The following is a 17,795-nucleotide window of genomic DNA, read 5'->3' as shown; positions in this document are numbered from 1 at the left end:
ATCAGCCCCCAGTCGCGCCATCCTTTTCCGGTTGGCGCCTGCGCCGCGTGCCGATGCGCGAGGTCACGGGGTTTGCCAGGCGTCCTGAGGATTTGGCCTTTTCGGCGAAAAGCCATTCGGTAAAGACCTGCACGATCGGGGCCGCCCGCATCTCGTTGCGACAGGCGATGTAGAAATCGTAGACCGCCGGGACCGACAATCCGAACGGCGCCACCAGTTGCCCGCGCGCCAGCAGGTCGCTTGCCGTCACCGAGTCGCCCAGCGCCACGCCGTGGCCGTGGAGCGCCGCGCCGATCGACAGATGCGCGTCGTCGAAGCGGTGCCGCCGGCCCCGTTCCAGGTCGAGCGCGTCGGCGGCGGTCAGCCATGTGTGCCATTCGCGGCCGTCGTCGCCATGCAGAAGTACATGGTCGGCAAGGTCGCGGATGGTGCGCAGCGGCCGGTTGTTGACCAGTGTCGGGCTGACGACTGGGAACAGTTCCAGCCCGGACCACTTTCGCATCCAGCAGTCGCTCCAGCTGCCGTCGCCGTAGAGCAGACACAGGTAGAGTTCCGGCGAGCGGATGTTGGCCGGATCGTTCGACGCGGTCAGCCGCAGGCGGATGTCGGGATATTGCGCCATGAAGTCGCCGAGCCGCGGGATCAGCCACAGCGACAGCAGCGCGGGCACGCAGGACAGCGACAGCGCGCCGCTCGATGCCGGGCGAGTCAGCCGCTGCGTGGCGGCGGCGATGCCGTCGAAGGCCGACGAAACGGCGGGCAGCAGTTCGGCGCCATGCGGCGTCGTCTTCAGCCGCAGGCCGGCGCGCTCGAACAGCTTGATCCCGAGCGACTGTTCGAGCGCCTTGATCTGGTGGCTGACGGCGCCGTGCGTGACGTTCAGTTCAGCCGCCGCCTTGCTCAGCGAGCCATGCCGGGCGGTCGCCTCGAACGCACGCAGCGGATTGAGCGGCGGCAGGCGCTTGGTCATCGGCGGTTCCTGGCCAATATGTGAGGTTTTCTCACATGGGAAGCTATAACAATATCAATTGCTTTTCTATTCCTCCGCGCCGAAAATCCCTGCCAACAAGCATAAAGACGGGACTACAGGCATCAGAAGCCTTGCGCGCGCCGGCATCCGGCGGCGGCAGTCCTGCACGGAGGAACAGAGATGGGTTTCAATCAGTCGAAGCTGGATGCCTTGCGCGCCAAGTATGGCGAAAGCCACGGTGGCGAGTTGTTCGATCCGAAGTTCCGCCGCGTTGCCGACAAGATCTTCACCAAGAGCGGCACGCGCGTCGCGCCCTATTCCGGCATCCCGACGTTCCTTGCCGCGCCCTATCGTGAGATCGCTGCCGAGAACCCGGATTTCGGCGATCTGCAGGTGGCGATGATCGGGGTGCCGATGGACCTCGGCGTCACCAACCGCACCGGCTCCCGCTTCGGGCCGCGTGCCGTCCGCGCCATCGAACGCATCGGCCCCTACAACCATGTGCTCGACTGCGCGCCGACCTACGAACTGAAGGTCGCGGATATCGGCGACGTGCCGTTCCGCAGCCGCTACCGGCTGGAACTCAGCCATGAGGATATCGAGAAGCGGCTGAACCAGGTGGTCGACGCCGGCGTGGTACCCTTGTCAGTCGGCGGCGACCATTCGATCACCCATCCGATCCTCAAGGCCGTCGGCAAGAAGCGCGCCGTGGGCATGATCCACATCGACGCGCATTGCGACACCGGTGGCGCCTACGACCTCACCAAGTTCCACCACGGCGGGCCGTTCCGCAACGCGGTGCTCGACGGCGTGCTCGACCCGACCCGCACCATCCAGATCGGCATTCGCGGTTCCTCGGAATATCTGTGGGAGTTCTCCTACGAGTCCGGCATGACGGTCATCCATGCCGAGGAGATTTCTGGCCTCGGCATTCCGGCCGTCATCGAGAAGGCGAAAAAGATCGTCGGCGACGGACCGACCTACCTGTCCTTCGACATCGACAGCCTGGACCCGGCCTTCGCGCCCGGCACCGGCACGCCGGAGATCGGCGGGTTGACGACGCGCGAGGCGCTGGAAATCCTGCGCGGACTCAAGGGGCTGAACTTCGTCGGCGGCGACGTGGTGGAGGTGGCGCCGCAATACGATGCGACGACCAACACGGCCCATGCCGGCGCCCAGATGCTGTTCGAGATTCTCAGCCTGATGGTGTTCAGCCCGGCCTTGAAGGGCAAGACTGCGTGAACGAAAAAGCATAAGATCAAACGGGAACCCGGGCCGAGCCCGGAGAGGGAAGGAGAACGCCGATGAAGAAACTGATGGAAACGTCGCTCAGCCGGCGCACCGTGCTCGGCGCCGGCATCGCCGCGGCTGGCACGCTCGCCATGCCGGCGGTTCTGCGTGCGCAGGACAAGTCGCTCAAGGTCGGCGTCTACGGCGGTTATTTCAAGAAATCGTTCGACAGCCACATCTTCCCCGACTTCACAAAGGCGACCGGCATCGCCGTGGAATCTGTGGCCGAGCCGACCGGCGAAGCCTGGCTGGTGCAGCTCGAGCAGGCCGCCAAGGCCGGGCAGGCGCCCGCCGACCTCTCCATGATGTCGCAGACGACGACGCTGAAGGGCCAGGCGACGGAATTGTGGACGCCGCTCGATACTTCGAAATTCAAGCACTACGGCGACCTGCTGCCGCGTTTCATCAACAAGTATCCGGACGGTCGCGTCGCCGGCATCGGGGCGGTGGCGTGGTGGATCACACTGGTTTCCAACACCGATGTCTTCAAGGAAGCGCCGACGTCCTGGGCGGCGTTGTGGGAAGACGACAAGAAGGACAAGCTCGGCCTGCTGGCGCTCGCCTCCAACTCCTTCCTTTTGGAAGTGACGGCCAAGACCTTCTTTGGCGGCACCGATGCTCTCAGCACCGCCGACGGACTGGACAAGGCTTTCGCCAAGCTCGCCGAGGTGAAGCCGAACGTCCGGCTCTGGTATCGCGACGAGGCGCAGTTCGAACAGGCGCTGAAGTCGGGCGAAATCCCGATGGGCCAGTATTATCACGACGTGACGGGTCTCGCGATCGCCGATGGCTTCCATGTCCGCTCGACCTTTCCGAAGGAAGGCGGCATCCAGGATTCCGGCAACTGGTGCCTGTCGCGCGCCTCGAAGAAAGTCGACGAGGCGCATGCCTTCATCGACTATATGAGTCAGCCGTCGATCCAGGGCCTGATGTCGCGCAAGGTCGGCACGCAGCCGACGCTGAAAAAGGAGGTGCTCGACCTCAACGAGAAGGAGTTCGCGGCGGTCTCGTCGGATATCGAGCCGATCATCCCGCGCTACGACCTCTATACCTCGAAAGCCGACGAGATTAACCAGAAGTGGACCGAACTGATCGTCGGGTGAGCCCCTTTTTCCTTCTCCCCGTTCACGGGGAGAAGGTGGCCCGCAGGGCCGGATGAGGGGCAGAGCTAAACTTTCACAGCTAAGCGCCGCCCCTCACTGTCCTGCCGGGCATCTCTCCCGTTCGCGAGGAGAGGGCAAGCAGCTTCACCCGCTCAACGAACCGGCATACGGAGAAAAATCCTTCATGTCCGGCCTGTCCATCAATGCGATAACGAAACGCTTCGGCGACTTCGCGGCCGTCGACGACGTTACGCTCGCCGTCCCGCACGGCTCGTTCGTGTGCCTGCTCGGGCCATCCGGCTGCGGCAAGACCACGCTGCTTCGCATGATCGCTGGACTGGAAGAACCGAGCGCCGGCGCCATCGTGCTCGATGGCGACGACATCACGACGCTGCCGACGCACAAGCGCAACCTCGGCATGGTGTTCCAGTCGCTGGCGCTGTTCCCGCATCTGACCGTCGGCGACAACATCGCCTATGCGCTGCGCATCCGCGGTGCCTCGAAGCAGGACCAGCGCAAGCGCGTCGAGGAACTGCTTTCCATGATCCACCTGTCCGGTTTCGCCGACCGGCCGGTGACGAAGCTTTCCGGCGGCCAGCGGCAGCGCGTGGCGATCGCCCGGGCGCTGGCGCTGTCGCCGAAGCTTTTCCTGCTGGACGAACCGCTGTCGGCACTCGACGCCAAGCTGCGCGAGGCTATGCAGGTGGAGCTTCGACAACTGCAGCAGAGGCTCGGCATCACGACCATCGTCGTCACCCACGACCAGCGTGAGGCCATGACCATGGCCGACCTCGTCGTCGTTATGGGCAAAGGAAAAATCCTGCAGGCGGCGGCGCCGATCGAGATCTACCGCAAGCCGGCCGACGCCTTCGTCGCCGACTTCATCGGCATCACCAATCTGCTTCCGGTCGAGAAGGACGGCGCCGGCCGCTCGACCGTGCTGGGGGCGGCCGTCCCCGAACTGGCCTGTCCCTCGGGTATGACGAAGGCGACGATCTCGATCCGGCCGGAAGACGTGCGGCTGACGGCGCCCGGCAAGGGCATGCTCGACGGCACGGTGACGTTCGTGCGCGACCTCGGCGGCACGATCGAAACCTTCGTCGAGGCCGCTGGCACGACCATCACGGCGGTGGCCACGCCACGCGAGCGGCCGGACGTGCAGGTCGGGCAAAAGGTCGGCGTTCTCCTGCCCGCCGAAAGCTGCGTGGTGGTGAAGTCGTGAGACGCGAGCCGCCCAGAAGCCCGGCCGACTACGCGCCGCTGGCTTTCCCGGCACTGATGCTGATCGTCTTCTTCGTCGTGCCGTTCTCGATCATGATCGCGGTGTCGTTCTTCAAGCGCGACCCGGCCGGCTTCTACAAGCCGGATTTCGTGTTCGACAACTATGCCCGCTTCCTCTCCGCGTTCTTCGGCGAGGTGCTCGGCTTCTCGCTGATGCTGGCGGTGACGGTGGCGGCGTGCTGCATCGTCGTCGCCTTTCCGTTCACCTACCTGCTGACCAAACGGCCGCGCCGCGTCCAGACCGTCTGGCTGGTCGGCCTGCTTTCGGTGCTGTCGCTGTCGGAAGTCATCATCGGTTTTGCCTGGTCGACGCTGTTCTCGCGCACCGCCGGCATCACCAACCTCTTCGTCGCCGTCGGCCTGATGAGCGAGCCCGTGGCGCTGCTGCCGACCTTCGGCGCTGTGCTGACCGGCATGGTCTACCAGGCGCTGCCCTACACGATCCTGGTGCTCTATCCCGCGCTGGTGCGGCTCGACCCGACGATGACCGAGGCCGCGCGGACGCTCGGCGCCTCGCCGATGCGCGCCTTCTTCAATGTGGTGGTGCCGGCCTTGCGCAACACCATCGTGGCGACGCTGATCATGGTGTTCGTCTTCGCGCTCGGCTCCTACCTTTTGCCGCAGATCCTGGGCCGGCCGCGGCACTGGACGCTGTCGGTGCTGATAACCGACCAGGCGATCTACCAGTCGAACATGCCTTTCGCCGCGGCGATGGCGGTGTTCCTCGTGCTGATCTCGCTGTCGCTTGTCGGCCTGACCCTGCTCGTCGGCCGTCGGGAGAACGCCGCATGAATGCGCTGCGCCGTCTCTATTTCCTCGCCGTCGCGCTGTTCCTTGCGGCGCCGCTGCTCGTCGTCGCGGGCGTCTCGGTCAACGAGAAGCAGGACCTGACTTTCCCGCCGCGCGGCTTTTCTCTCGCCTGGTACGCGCAGATCTTCACCGACCCGGAATGGCGGGCGGCACTTTTCCATTCGCTGACGTTGGCCGTCTGCTCGGCGGCGCTCGCCGTGCTCATCGCGCTGCCGCTCGCCTGGTTCCTGTGGCGGCGCATCGCGCCCTGGGCAAACGTCTTCCAGGTGCTGGGGCTGGCGCCCTTCATCCTGCCGCCGGTCATCACCGCGCTCGGCTTCCTGTCCTTCTGGGCGACGCTCGGCCTGTTCGGCCAGTTCTTCACGGCCATCGTCAGCCACGCGATCTTTTTCGTCACGCTGCCGCTGGTGACGCTGTCGCTGGGCTTTGCTTCCATCGACCGATCGCTGGTCGAGGCTGCCGCCACCATGGGCGCCGACGATCGCACGGTCGCGCGTACCGTCGTCCTGCCGCTGATCCTGCCTTATCTGATCTCCGGCTACGCCTTCGCCTTCGTGCTGTCGCTGAATGAATACATCATCGCCTACATGACCATCGGCTTCACCACCGAGACGCTGCCGATCAAGATCTTCAATGCGCTGCGCTACGGGTACACGCCGACCATGGCTTCGGTTTCCGTCTTTTTCGTCGCGGTGGCAGCGCTGGTTTTCGGCAGCATCGCCCGCTTCGGTGATATCCGGCGCCTGCTCGGCGCCCTGAGTTCCGAGGACAGCTGATGCGCTCAGCGATCGGTCGGACTCGGCCGATTCCGCCGAGGGTGATGCCTGCCGTCCCCGGTTTGACTTTTCGGGCGCTTTGGCCGACACAGACGGCATGCAACAGCGCTCCATATTCTTCAAAGGCTGCCTTCTGATAGGCTGATAGCCTGGCGTCACTACCTGCGAGAGCAAGAGCGGCGCCAGGATCAGGAGCGATACCCCCAACTCGAAATCCCTGCGTGTCCAGGATCGTGGCGCCGTTCGCGTGCGCCTGTTTCCGCGCGCCAAGCCTTTGGACTGTCACCATGACCTTCAGATACAGCTTCACCTTCCCGATCAACGGCCCGAACAAGTTGCCTCGTTTCAAGCAGTGGGCCGAGCAGCACGCCCCGGAGGTTCCGATCAGCCTGCCTCCGCAAGTCCCGGTCAAGAGCGAGGCGATGACGATCCGGTTGAAATCGGCCGAGGACCGGCAAAAGCTCTCGGCCCGGCTTCAAGAGGCGAAATTGTAGAGATCGGCGCGAAGGCGACGGGCGCGAGTCCGTCGCCTTCATCTCGCCGGTTCTTGATGAGGAGGGCGTGTTGGAAGACGTCTTGTTCTCTCACCCTGTCGTTCTCAACCTGAGACCCACAGGGCAACGCAAGGTCGACAGTGCCTATGAAGCCATCGAAGCGATGCATGACGGCTGGCCCGACCGTTCGACCCATAGCCGCGCCTATCGCAGGGCGCTTCGCACATGCCGGGATGCGCTCGATGGCTGGCAATCGGGCAGCAGCTGCCGCCGCGCCTTCGTCAAGGCAGCCCGCAGCGCCAGGCTAATCGCGCCGGGCAGGTGAGGGCCAACGCGGGACGGGCCTGCCGTATCCGCAACGGTGCCGGGCGTGCCGGCCCACGGCACGGAAGCTTTCGGCGGGGCGGGTAGCGTTGACGCGCTTCGGCGCGCAATGCTAGAATTTTCGCTGCCCAGATGTACGTGGGCCTCGCTGTGGGGGCGAGGCAGTTCATCCGGCCTGGGCCTGAATCCAATGCGACTGCGTTTGGATGACGGCTTTGGGCGACCATATCTCAGCCACTTCAACCATCGCTTTCGCTCGATCGCAAAAGTATCGACGGAGGGTGCGATGTATCTGAAAGTGGGCCCGGCGAAGCGGCAGGGCAGCGAAAAGACGATCCTGGAACAGTCGCTGCATGAACTGGAGGTTCGTGGCGACGGCGACGATGTCGAACTGATCTTCTGCGCCAGCGGTATCTACGATAACTCGCAGTACCGCTACAGGATGCGGTTCTCCCGAAGCCAGATGATAGCGTTGCTGGAGAGGGGGCCGGGTTTAAGCAGCCGGCCGGCCTCGCACCAGCCGGCCGTGTAGTCCTCAGAACCTGACGCTGAGATTGGCTTTCGCGCCATTGTCGGTGGCGTGTGCGCCGAACTGTCCGGTGTAGGAGAGGCCGAGCGTGGCGTTGTCGGAGATGGCGAAGTCGAGCCCGGCTTCGAGCACGGCGGCATCCTTCGCGATCGGGGTGCCGGCGATGGCGAAGCTGTTTGCAGCGGCAAAGGCGAAGGCTGGTGTGGCCAGCGGCGTGGTGTCGCCGAAGGCATGACGCCAGCCGACCATGCCGCGTGCCGTCGCCGTCATGCCGCCGAGGTGGAAGCCGGTCGAGGCGCGCACGCCCAGCGTGGTGAAGGTGGTGTCCGTGGTCTGGCCGGCGCTGGTGAGGGCCGCCGCACCGCCTTTCTCGGTGAAGCCGTCGGTGTGCAGGCTGACATAGGCAAGGTTGGCGAACGGCTCGAACGAGGCGCTCGCCGTGTCGATGCGGTAGCCCGCCTCGCCGAAGGCCTGGAAGGTGCCGGCGTCGTAGTCGGAGCTCAGACTGTCGGCAAAGCCGGGGAAAGCGACCGAGCGGGCCGTCGAAATGTCGTGCCAGCTGTAGGCGAGGCCCGAGCGCAGGCCGAGCGCGCCCATCTCAGTGCCGCCATAGAGGCCCAGATGATAGCTGTCGCTGGAGCCGGAAGAGGCGCGGCCGTCGATGGCGAAGCTCGCATGGCTGTAGCCGGTCATGATGCCGAGGCGGACATTGTCCGCCACCAGCCCGTCGATGCCGGTGAAGAAGCCACCGGCGGAGCGGTCGAGCCCGGCGGCATTGCCGTCGCCGGCGGTCGAGCCCCAGGAGCCGAAGACCGAGCCCCATGCCGCCACGCTTGCCGTATCGGCCGGCGCCAGCGCGTGGTTGATGGCCGCTGTCGCGGCACCATCCGTATCCGTCTCGCCATAGGCCAGCACCGGCGAAGCCGCCGCGCCGACGCCGGCGAAGGCGGCGCGGATGCGCTCGTTGACGGCATCGCGCAGGAAGCGGCTGTCCTCCATCAGCGCCGTCCTGGCCGAGGCGTGGATCTCGCCCGAGAGCTGCGACAGCGCAGCGCGCAGAGGACCACCCGATAGCGCGAACAGCGCGTCGAAGCTGTCCGGCAAGACAACGCCGCCAACGATCGCGCTGTCGATCCCTGCCGCGACGCCCTTCTGGTTGGGCGTGACGTTGCCCACCAGCGCCGGCGACAACAGGCCGGGGTCGAGCGTCAGCAGCACATCGTTGCCGGCATAGGTCAGTTGTGGGTTCCTTGCAAAATTGTTCACGGTAAGGAAATCCACGCCGGAGAAGGCGCCGTTTTCGGTACCCGCTGTCATGATCGTATAGGTCGTCGTCTTTCCGATATGCGCCAGCGGCTTCACTACGACCTTCCCGTCGAGATTGGCGGTGCCGGTGACGATGGTCTTGTCTGCACCGGCGCGCGTCACTTCGGTCAGGTAATTCGAGCTGCCGTTGAATGTCAGGTTTCCGTTGACCGTCAGCGTGCCGACCGAGTTGCCTGGTGCCAGCGTGCCGCCGCTGATCGTGGTGTTGCCGACCGTGCCGTTGCCGCCGAGCGCGCCGCCCGTATTGACCGAGATGCCTGAGGCCGAGGTGAGATCGCCGTTCACCGACAGCGTGCCGCCGTTGACGGTAACCGGTCCCGCGTAGGTCGACGTGCCGGTAAGCGACCAGTTGGACGAGCTGACCTTGTCGAGAAGCGTCCAGCCCGCATCGATCTGGCCGACATCGAAGGTGTTGCTGCCAGTGCCGGCGAAGCGGAAAGTGTCCGTGCCGCTGCCTATGGCCTGGCCGGTCAACGTCGCGTTCGGCCCGCTCATGACGAAGGTGTTGTTGGCGCCGCCGACAAGATACACCGCAATGCCGCTCGTACCAGTGATGCTGCCGGCATTGTTGACCGTTGTGCTGCCGCCGCCGGACATGATCCCACCGACGATCGTGCCGCTGTTGTCGATGCGACTGTTGTTAGCACTAACCCATACGCCGGCCAAACTCGTGCCTTGTACCGTCGCGCCGCTGCCCACCGAGATCTGCGCATCGTGGGTACCTCCGCCGCCGGCCAAGATACCAACAGCACCGGCAGTGATTTCCCCGTCCACCGCAACTGTGACATTATCGCCCACCGCCAGGACGCCTGCTCCCAATGCACTGATTGCGCCGGGAACCGCGACGTTAACCAAGCCAGCGCTTTGAGCTCCAATCCCGAACTGCGTTCCGCTGATCGTGCCGGCGGCCGTGACGTTGACCGCCCCGGTAACGCTGTCGACCATGATCCCGGCCTGCGTGTTGCTGATCGTACCGGCCGCCCTGACATTGACCGCGGCCGCCTGGGTGCTGACCCGGATACCCGCGCCGACGTGCCAATCGTCCATGGAAATCGAACTGCCCGCTGCGGTATCAACCGAAACAGCGTCGTCCCCTGTGCTGATCGCAGCCAATCCTGCCGTAGCCGCATGGATCGTCCCGCCGGTTTGCGACAGAGCTATACTGTCGTCTCCCTCAGACATGATGCCGTAAGCGAAAGAGCTTCCGGCACCACCGATATTCGCGTCCGATGCGATGCTCGTCGGACCGGCGACGGACGACGAAAAAATGCCATAGCCGGTCCCTGCCGTGCCGGCATTCGCGATGGTCGTACCCCCGTCAGCTTGGCCGACACGTCTCCACCCTGCATCTGCAAGCCATAGGCGCCAAGGCTGGAGAGGCTGCCGCCATTCAGGAAGATCGACGTCGCTGTGGACGAAACGGTCGCAAGACCGGCAAATCCGGAAAAGTTCGGTATGACGGGCGTGTCGGCCGTGCCGACCGCGATGGTGCCGGGCCCGGCGAAAATGCTGAGGCCTGCGGCCGCAAGGCCACCGCTGGCGCTACCATTGCCCGAATAGGTGATGTTGCCTGCAACAGACCCAATAGTCAGGCCTATGATGGATCCGGTCACTGCGCCGTTATTGATAATATTGAGGGAACCACCCGGGCCTGCCACGATACCCAACCCCAATCCGCTGATTGTCGCGCCGGCTTCGATCGTGCCCGTGGTCGCCTCGCTGGTGGCATTGATCATGACGTCCGCTGGCCCTGTCACCATCGAGCCGCAGGAAAACGTATTGGCGTCCGAAAAGGTGCAGGCCGCTAGCGCCGGCTGGCCCGCGACGCCGGCTAGCAACACGCCGGCGAAAGCCGCGCCGGAGAGAAGGGCGCGCCTGCGCGCTACCCAAAACTGGTTAAACTGCTGCATTACCCCACTGCCCCTGATTCCCGCCGCCGCCGCGGGAGATGAATTGCGGTTGAATACCTGTCGATCGCGATCGTCAAGCCGACGCCTGGGGCATTGTCCGCGAACAGAGCCCGGCCGGGCCGAAGACGCCAGAAGACGCTGCGCGTGCCCCTTGGCTTCGCTCGAAGGCGCCGATTTCCCCTGCCTCCCGCTCGGGGCGGGAGGGCAGGCGATGGCATGGCTGCGGCTGACACAGGCGGCCGCCGCCTAGTTCGCCGGCATCTGCGGCGGAGCGAAGACGATGAAGGGGGTCTTGGGCGCTTCGCCGGGTTTCACATAGTCCGGCGCAGGCTCGCCCGGTGCCCCGAGCGACTTGACGTATTGATAGATCGACCGCAACTCGCCGTCGGTCATCGCATGCAGGCCGAACCACGGCATCGGCGGCCGCGTCTTGACCTCGTGGCCGTAGCTGACGAATTCGTCCTCACTCATCCTGGACAGGACAAGGCGGATGTTGGCGGGATAGGTCGTGCCCCACGGCCCCTGGAAGCCGACATGGCTGCCCATCAGCGCCTTTGCCGGGTCGACCTGGCCGCCGCTCTCGGCAAAACCTTCGGTGTGGCAATCGTGGCAGCCGCCGATCGTGGCGATGCGCAGTCCTTCCTTGACCGAGACGCTCTCCGCTGCGGTCGCGGCCGAGGCGGATACGAGGATTGCGAGCACAAGTCCGGTACGCAACATCTTCTTTTCCTTCCATCGTGCGGCCTGCTGCGCGTCGCGCTTTTCGACTTCCTCCGCACGGCTCGGATTCTCGATTTCGCACATGCCTCGCGTCTCCGAAGCCGATGTCTGGCGTTCGGGAATGAGTTCCAAGGCACTTGCCGGAGGTCGAATCCGCTGTTACCCCTCGTCGGGAAGCGTAATATCAGAGGGTCGTCACCGACAGGTTTTCCGGGCGGAAATTTCCTGGAAATCTTTGGATTTTTGGCGGAAATATCCTGGTGTGGGCCTGGCTTCGGGGGATGAATGGCGCAGCATATTGCCGAGAAGTTGCGGATAACCGCAGCGCTGCTTGGCGCAGTTTCGCGCAAGGATCTGGCTGCCGCATTTCGCCGGGCCAATCCGGAAACCTCGTTCGATCTCGGGCGTGCCGACAAATGGCTGCAAGGCCGTTCGCAGCCGCGCCAGCTCAGCGTCTACGAAGACTGGGCGAGGGTCCTCGACCTGGACCGTCCCGGCGCGTGGGTCGCGCAAAGCGCCCTGGAAGCGTTCGTCGAGGCAATCTGCGAGCGCCACGGCATCGACCGGTCGGAGCTGGAGCGTCGGATGGGCGCGCAGATTTCGTCGCCCCATCTTGTCGACCAGGGCACGGATGCGACGCTGTCCGGGTCCTACGCCTGCTACTCCAAGGCGCTGTCCCCGTACTATCGCGGCCAGCTCATCCGCAGCACGGTATCCATCAAAATGGACACGCGGACGCACGGCATGAGCGCCACCTATACCGAAGCCCTGCCGACCGGCTCCTTCGTCATGACGGGAGCCGTCACGCTCGCGAAACGCGGGCTCTACATACACCTGCGGGAAGCCGGCGGCGACGCGCAATTCTTCCTCAGCCTTTTCCTGCCATCGCCGCCGGGCAGCGTGCTTGCCGGCTATATGTGCGGCACGACGATCATCGGCCCGGAGCCGCTTCCCTCGGCCGCGCGCATCATTTTGATCCGGTTGCCCAGTTCGGCAACGCCGCCGGACGGATGGGGAGGTTATCTCCAACCCTCGGAATCGCTCGTCGAAGACCTGAGAGCGCTGGGCATCGGGCTGGATGGCGACGGCCGGTCGCTCGATCGCGAACTGTGGCAGTTCCTCGACGAGGACGGAAGCGCCGGGCCGTGCCAGGTTTCGGAAGCCAGTTTTCGCTCGATTGTCGGCGTGTTCGACCGTCATTGGCTACGGCATCAGGCATGAAGCACGTGCGATGATCGCATCCTGTACCCGTCCGGGCCTGCCGCTCCGATCTCGCTCAGCGCCCGATCCCGTACCCGGTCGGCCATCGTCTTGATGCCGCCCGAAACATCGGCGTCAGCTTGGCTCCCGCGCGCTTCGAAGTCCGGCGTGCGTCGCTGCCGCATTGCCGCCAAGACAGGATGTTGTATGATCCGGAAAGATCGGATGGCGATTTCGTCCAGGCGATTCCGGAGAGATCAATGCCCGCGAGCGACGTCTCGTACAGCTTGAAAGTGCTCGGCACCGAGGTTGTGGCCGGACCGGGCGAGCCGCGGCTCGTCGTCGGCTACCAGGGGCGCCGCGCGCTCGACGAGATCAGCCAGCCGCTTGCCTCGCTCGACCTCGACGGTCTGCTGGCCGGGTGCGAAGCCGTCGCGCAGGCGATCTTCCACCGGGAGTTCCGGCTCAACGACCAGGTCGACCTTCACTTCACGCTGGAGAACCGGAACGGCCTGAAAATCTGGCATACGCAGCCGACGCTCTACATGAAGTGCCCGCTCACAATGTCGATGAAGTGGTCCTGCCTGCATCTGAGCCAGATCTACAAGACCATGACGACGCTCGGCGTCATCGAACTGCCGTCGGAACTGTCCCTAGTGGGCAACACGGTGGGCGTCAACGAAACCGCCCGCGTCATCATGGATTCGATGGCCAGCGGCGTCGAATTCATGGGCAACATCATGCTGATGCGCAGTTCGATCGATCACGACGCCGAGGCCGGCCGCGGCCTTGCGGCGCATGCCGTCGCGAGCAGGACGGTCTGAGGCCGATCCTGGGAAGGTCGGGACGGCGTGGACGCCTGCGTCCCGCTCATGCGCGGTAGCGCGCAACAAGCTCGACCATCCGCTCTACGGCGCCCACCGCGGCCGCATGATCCTGCGAGAAGTTCAGGCGCACGCTGGTGGCGGAATGCGGGCTGAATTCGGTCCCCGGCGTGACTACGACCCCGGCCTGCAGACGCAGGATGCGGACAAAATCCGAAGGCGTGACGGCCATATCTGGCAGGCGCGGAAACAGGTAGCTGCCGGCCTGCGGCGTGCGGGCCGCGACGCCTTCCACCGCCCGCAGCGCCTCGAGCAGGTCGTCGCGGATGGCCTTGTGCAGACGGGTGCGCTCGTCAATCCAGCCCTCGGGCTCGGAGAACCAGGTTTGCAGGACGGTCTGGCTGTAGCCGCCGGCACGCAGCGAGACGATGGCCTGTAACTTCTCCATGCGCCCGACCAGCTTCGGTGCGCCGAAGGCGACGCCGAGGCGATAGCCGCTCAGCGATTCCGTCTTGGAAGGCCCCATGATGGTGACGATCTTGTCGGGGTCGATGCCGCTGGCGCGCAGGTGCGTGTAGGAGGCGTCGGAATAACGCAGGCGCGAATAGAGCTGGTCGGCGATGACGGTGACGCCGTACCTTCCCGCCAGCTCGGCGATCTGGCGGATTTCGGCCTCGGAGTAGACCACGCCAACCGGATTGTTGGGATTGGAGAAGACGAACACCTTGGCGCCCCGCCGGAACGCATCCTCCAGTTGGCCGAGGTCAAGCCCGGCGTCGGCACCGTCCTTCATGTAGTCGAGACGTACCGGCATCATCTCGCCCTCGAAGAACTCGACGAGCTTGCGATTGGCGAAATAGTCGGGCTGGACGACCGCCACCTTGTCGCCGCGCCCCACCGTACTGGCGATGGCGAGAAACAGCGCCCCTTGCGTGCCCGGCGTCAGGATCATCCCGTCAGCCGCGTCGACCGGCGCGCCGGTGAAGGCCGCCAGCTTGCCGGCAAGGTCCTCACGGATCGCGGCGGCACCGCGATATTCGGTGTAGGCCTGCCGCCCACCTGCGCGCACGCCATCGGCAAAGACCTCGAAGGAACCGGGCGTGGGGGTGAAGGCATCGACGTCGCCATGCGAGAAGTCGACCGGCGTGCCGGCGAGCGCGGCGCCGCGCATCAGGTTGTGCAGATCGCCCGTCTTCTGGCGGACCTCCTGGCCGGGCGCGTTGTCGGTGCCCAGCCGGGAGAACTTGTCATCTACGCTCATTGAAAGTCTCTGTCGGAACGCCGGCGCCGCGGTCCCATTGTCTGGCCGTTGTAGAGCGCAAAAAGGGGATATAAAATCTCGGTTCTTGTAGCGTTAGAAGATAGAAAAATTGATTTATGGACGTTCGTTTCCTTGAAAGTTTCATCGAGGTGGCCGCGTGCGGCTCGATGGCCGAGGCCGCTCGGCGGCTCAATTTGACACCCGCCGCGGTGGCGCAGCAACTGAGGACAATCGAGCGTGAACTGGGGCATTCCCTTGTCGCCAGAGCCGGGCGGACCGTGCGGCCGACGGCTTCTGGTCTTGCCGTCCTGGAAAAGGCGCGACAACTGGTCGACGATGCGCGCGCCTTACGGGTCATCGCCGCCAACGACCAGCCTGCGGGCGAATTGCGCCTCGGTTCGACCGCGTCGGGCCTGACGGGCTTTCTGCCTGGCGTGCTGACGTCCCTTCGGCGAGACTATCCGCGCATTGAGCTCTTCGTGCGGCCGGGGTCATCCGCGGACCTGCATCAGGAGGTGTCGTCAGGCGGGATCGATGCGGCCGTCATCGTCAAGCCGCCGTTCCCGATATCGAAGGAGGTCGACTGGCTGACGCTATACGAGGAACCCTTGGTGCTGATCGTCCCGGAGGCGATGGAGGTCGCCAGCGCCGAAGCCGTGATCACCGCCACGCCGTTCATCCGTTACGACCGCAACCAATGGGGTGGGCAGGTCGTGGATCGCTACTTGCGCCAGAACAGGCTGAAGGTGCGTGAATGGCTGGAACTGGACGCGCTCGATTCCATCGCGGCGCTGGTCGACCGCGGTCTCGGCGTGGCCGTCGTGCCTGACTGGCTGCCGCCGTGGCCCGAAGGGCTACGGTTGCGCAAAATCCCGTTGGCGGGCGCCGCAAGGCGCACGATCGGCATGTTGTCGAACCGGTCGAGTTCGCGCATTGCGGCAATCCGTGCTTTTGTCGCCGCGTGCGCCGGGATTGCCCCCGCCTCTGGAAATCCATAAGCGGATATGTTCTGCCGCTGGGCGTAAATCCCCGGCGCTGCCGGCTTCGCATTCGATCGTGACAGGAACACCGGGGCTCGACGCCGGTTGGGGGCGTGCTGTGTCGGCTCTGGAAGAAACGATTTTCATCATGTCGCCGCTTGGAAGCGGAGCATGTCGAGCGCAGGCATGCAATCAATCTCGGTCATCGATTTGCGAGCGAGATCATTTTGGCTCGTAAGCCAGCCTAGTCATAGGACTGGAACGGCTGGGCGCCGGCCTCTCCCGCTAGTGAGTCAGTTTTGCCGTCCAGAAACCAACGCCGATCTGTCCGAGGCTGACGCCGCGCCACAGCAAAAAGGCGGCCAACCCCTGAAATACAATGGGGTGCTGGCGATGGTAGCGGAGGGGCGTCTTGGCCAAGAACCACATCATCGGGTGTGGGACTTGATGGTAGCGGAGGAGGGATTTGAACCCCCGACACAAGGATTATGATTTGGCTCGGGAGAGGATGCGCACCATCGCTCTTTGCCACAGGCCATTCACCAAGTGATTGGTATCGATCAGGAAAGCCTTTCCGATCCGTTCAGGCCCAATTCGGCCTTGGTCATTCGACCAAGCAGGTATCGGATTCCCCTCTGCAACCCAGCTAGAATTCCTGCCGCGCATTCCGTAGTTTCTGATCCGCGGCGGACATCGCGCTTGCGATATGATTTGGGGGGAACATGCCTGCACCCGAACTCAGATATAAGAATAGGTCTGTATATTTCAGGAAAAGCGTCACGAGCCCTCTGTTCTCAAGTGAAAGTGTCCTGACACGCGACACCTTTGAGTTTGTGGATTTATGGCTCGCACGGAATTGTAAGGAGGCCCTTCCTTTTTGGAGGCAAGCCGAAGCCTATCATAAGGCCTCGCGTGATCTTCCTCCTGTGTCCGCGCCTCTTACATCATACTACTGTTTCTTAAACTGCGTAAAATCCCTGCTCATTGTAAAAAAGAAAACTTTCACGGATCGACACGGTGTTGCGGGCGAGTGGGACCCAGCATCCAAAAGAACGCTCTCAAACGAGATAATCACCATCCAGGGTGCTGGCATACTCTCCAGCCTGAGCGACTACCTAGGCGAGACAAATCTTCCCAAGGAATTCAGCTTGCTCGATGCGTTGGGCAATATCCCGTACATCCATCGAGCTTTCCGCCACACGTTTCGTTCCAAGCCTGAGGTATTCATTCCGCTCAACAATTTGGTCTATCGCAAGCATCCGACTGACGCTTATATTTGGTTCTCGGCAGAGATTAGGGGGCGGTTTTCGGACCCGAGATCGCTCCGAACTCTCCCGTCCTCCTTTGAAGTCGACAACGGCTACGAAGACCGTTGCGTAGTTAGATCGAAGAAGCGGTACAAATGGTTCAGGCACGGTGACAATCAGCAGCAGAAAGACAAGGCGATAAGAAACCTCGCCGCGTTGCATCGACGCATGAGAAGAGAAATTTCATTCATCTCCGCACCAATGGATCTCTGGTACCTAAAGAGACCTGTTGCCGGCGCAACAATTATTCCTCGATCCAATCTCGTTCTCACTTTGGCTGTTATGCATCGTCTAAGTGAATTATCACGCTATGATCCGGCAGGTCTGTCTCAATACCTCGATGGAAAAGTCAATTGGCTAATTTCAGAATTTATTAGACTATCTCCATATCAATTTGTTGATGAGATAGCATGTGAACTCACAGGCCTAGAAATGCGCATGCCGGGCGTGAGGCCCAACTAAGTCTACGACATCCATCTTTCGTTGATGGTGGATGGGGCACTGCTAATTCGTCAAGAAAGACGGCTTGGTTTGTGGTACTTGGTTGAGGATGTACTGAACGACTGTTGATTTCCGCTGAGAGCTGACCCGGGATTTTCGCCGAGAAGTGACCCGCCTTCATGTATGGTTTGGGTCTTAGGTTTTGGTCAAGGGGCGGCTTTCTCCTTCTTGCTCGTTGCGGCCTGTGCT

The 17,795-nt window shown here is 63.5% G+C and carries 17 protein-coding genes; 12 read left to right on the top strand and 5 right to left on the bottom strand.

From position 1 onward, the window contains the following. Position 1 precedes the first annotated feature (1 nt). Entirely contained in the window at positions 2 to 970 is a 969-nt protein-coding gene (gene gcvA / locus E6C48_RS08280) for a transcriptional regulator GcvA (protein ID WP_136355999.1), read from the bottom strand. 180 nt (positions 971 to 1,150) lie between these two features. On the opposite strand from gcvA, the gene speB reads away from it, so the two are divergent. The 8 genes from speB to E6C48_RS08240 all read left to right on the top strand — a co-directional run bounded on the left by speB (position 1,151) and on the right by E6C48_RS08240 (position 7,580). Further along, positions 1,151 to 2,212 (top strand): agmatinase, encoded by a 1,062-nt coding sequence (speB, locus tag E6C48_RS08275; protein ID WP_136355997.1) that lies wholly within the window; start codon positions 1,151 to 1,153, stop codon positions 2,210 to 2,212. A 62-nt stretch (positions 2,213 to 2,274) separates the two neighbouring features. After that, positions 2,275 to 3,363 carry an ABC transporter substrate-binding protein gene (locus tag E6C48_RS08270; protein WP_168734484.1) on the top strand — a complete coding sequence of 363 codons (1,089 nt, stop codon included), beginning with the start codon at positions 2,275 to 2,277 and terminating at the stop codon, positions 3,361 to 3,363. 184 nt (positions 3,364 to 3,547) lie between these two features. Continuing rightward, positions 3,548 to 4,585, top strand: coding sequence for an ABC transporter ATP-binding protein (locus E6C48_RS08265; RefSeq protein WP_136355995.1), 1,038 nt, complete (start codon positions 3,548 to 3,550; stop codon positions 4,583 to 4,585). Then, on the top strand, positions 4,582 to 5,436 hold the full coding sequence (locus tag E6C48_RS08260) for an ABC transporter permease (RefSeq protein ID WP_136355993.1): 855 nt from the start codon (positions 4,582 to 4,584) through the stop codon (positions 5,434 to 5,436). Before E6C48_RS08265 ends, E6C48_RS08260 begins: the two co-directional genes overlap by 4 nt. Then, entirely contained in the window at positions 5,433 to 6,230 is a 798-nt protein-coding gene (locus E6C48_RS08255) for an ABC transporter permease (RefSeq protein ID WP_136355991.1), read from the top strand. Before E6C48_RS08260 ends, E6C48_RS08255 begins: the two co-directional genes overlap by 4 nt. 221 nt (positions 6,231 to 6,451) lie before the next feature. Then, positions 6,452 to 6,724 carry a hypothetical protein gene (locus E6C48_RS08250; protein ID WP_230978699.1) on the top strand — a complete coding sequence of 91 codons (273 nt, stop codon included), beginning with the start codon at positions 6,452 to 6,454 and terminating at the stop codon, positions 6,722 to 6,724. 70 nt (positions 6,725 to 6,794) lie between these two features. Beyond that, positions 6,795 to 7,049: a DUF982 domain-containing protein gene (locus E6C48_RS08245; RefSeq protein WP_136355989.1), complete on the top strand. Its 255-nt coding sequence runs from the start codon at positions 6,795 to 6,797 to the stop codon at positions 7,047 to 7,049. Between the two features lie 285 nt (positions 7,050 to 7,334). Further along, on the top strand, positions 7,335 to 7,580 hold the full coding sequence (locus tag E6C48_RS08240; protein ID WP_136355987.1) for a hypothetical protein: 246 nt from the start codon (positions 7,335 to 7,337) through the stop codon (positions 7,578 to 7,580). Between the two features lie 3 nt (positions 7,581 to 7,583). Here E6C48_RS08240 and E6C48_RS08235 read toward each other — a convergent pair whose 3' ends face one another. The 3 genes from E6C48_RS08235 to E6C48_RS08225 all read right to left on the bottom strand — a co-directional run bounded on the left by E6C48_RS08235 (position 7,584) and on the right by E6C48_RS08225 (position 11,617). Continuing rightward, the gene (locus tag E6C48_RS08235) at positions 7,584 to 9,950 is read right to left on the bottom strand and encodes an autotransporter outer membrane beta-barrel domain-containing protein (RefSeq protein WP_168734483.1); all 2,367 of its coding nucleotides are present in this window, start codon (positions 9,948 to 9,950) and stop codon (positions 7,584 to 7,586) included. 110 nt (positions 9,951 to 10,060) lie between these two features. Next, positions 10,061 to 10,813 carry a hypothetical protein gene (locus E6C48_RS08230; protein ID WP_136355982.1) on the bottom strand — a complete coding sequence of 251 codons (753 nt, stop codon included), beginning with the start codon at positions 10,811 to 10,813 and terminating at the stop codon, positions 10,061 to 10,063. Between the two features lie 246 nt (positions 10,814 to 11,059). Then, positions 11,060 to 11,617 carry a hypothetical protein gene (locus tag E6C48_RS08225; protein WP_206086452.1) on the bottom strand — a complete coding sequence of 186 codons (558 nt, stop codon included), beginning with the start codon at positions 11,615 to 11,617 and terminating at the stop codon, positions 11,060 to 11,062. A 201-nt stretch (positions 11,618 to 11,818) separates the two neighbouring features. On the opposite strand from E6C48_RS08225, the gene E6C48_RS08220 reads away from it, so the two are divergent. Both E6C48_RS08220 and E6C48_RS08215 read left to right on the top strand, forming a co-directional pair. After that, on the top strand, positions 11,819 to 12,754 hold the full coding sequence (locus E6C48_RS08220; RefSeq protein ID WP_136355981.1) for a hypothetical protein: 936 nt from the start codon (positions 11,819 to 11,821) through the stop codon (positions 12,752 to 12,754). A gap of 239 nt (positions 12,755 to 12,993) precedes the next feature. After that, complete coding sequence (locus E6C48_RS08215; protein ID WP_136355979.1) at positions 12,994 to 13,557, top strand: hypothetical protein; 564 nt, start codon at positions 12,994 to 12,996, stop codon at positions 13,555 to 13,557. A 46-nt stretch (positions 13,558 to 13,603) separates the two neighbouring features. On the opposite strand, the gene E6C48_RS08210 is transcribed toward E6C48_RS08215, so the two are convergent. After that, positions 13,604 to 14,818: a pyridoxal phosphate-dependent aminotransferase gene (locus E6C48_RS08210; protein ID WP_136355977.1), complete on the bottom strand. Its 1,215-nt coding sequence runs from the start codon at positions 14,816 to 14,818 to the stop codon at positions 13,604 to 13,606. Positions 14,819 to 14,934: 116 nt separating this feature from the next. Between E6C48_RS08210 and E6C48_RS08205 the strand changes: the two genes are divergently transcribed. Next, positions 14,935 to 15,816 carry a LysR family transcriptional regulator gene (locus tag E6C48_RS08205; protein ID WP_136355975.1) on the top strand — a complete coding sequence of 294 codons (882 nt, stop codon included), beginning with the start codon at positions 14,935 to 14,937 and terminating at the stop codon, positions 15,814 to 15,816. Positions 15,817 to 16,520: 704 nt separating this feature from the next. Further along, entirely contained in the window at positions 16,521 to 17,567 is a 1,047-nt protein-coding gene (locus E6C48_RS08200) for a YaaC family protein (RefSeq protein WP_136355973.1), read from the top strand. Positions 17,568 to 17,795: the final 228 nt, after the last annotated feature.

The sequence above is a fragment of the Ollibium composti genome, assembly GCF_004801285.1.
Taxonomy (GTDB): Bacteria; Pseudomonadota; Alphaproteobacteria; order Rhizobiales; family Rhizobiaceae; genus Mesorhizobium; species Mesorhizobium composti.
The sequence above is the reverse complement of the archived record's forward strand: the minus strand, read 5'-3'. Positions and strand labels throughout refer to the sequence as shown.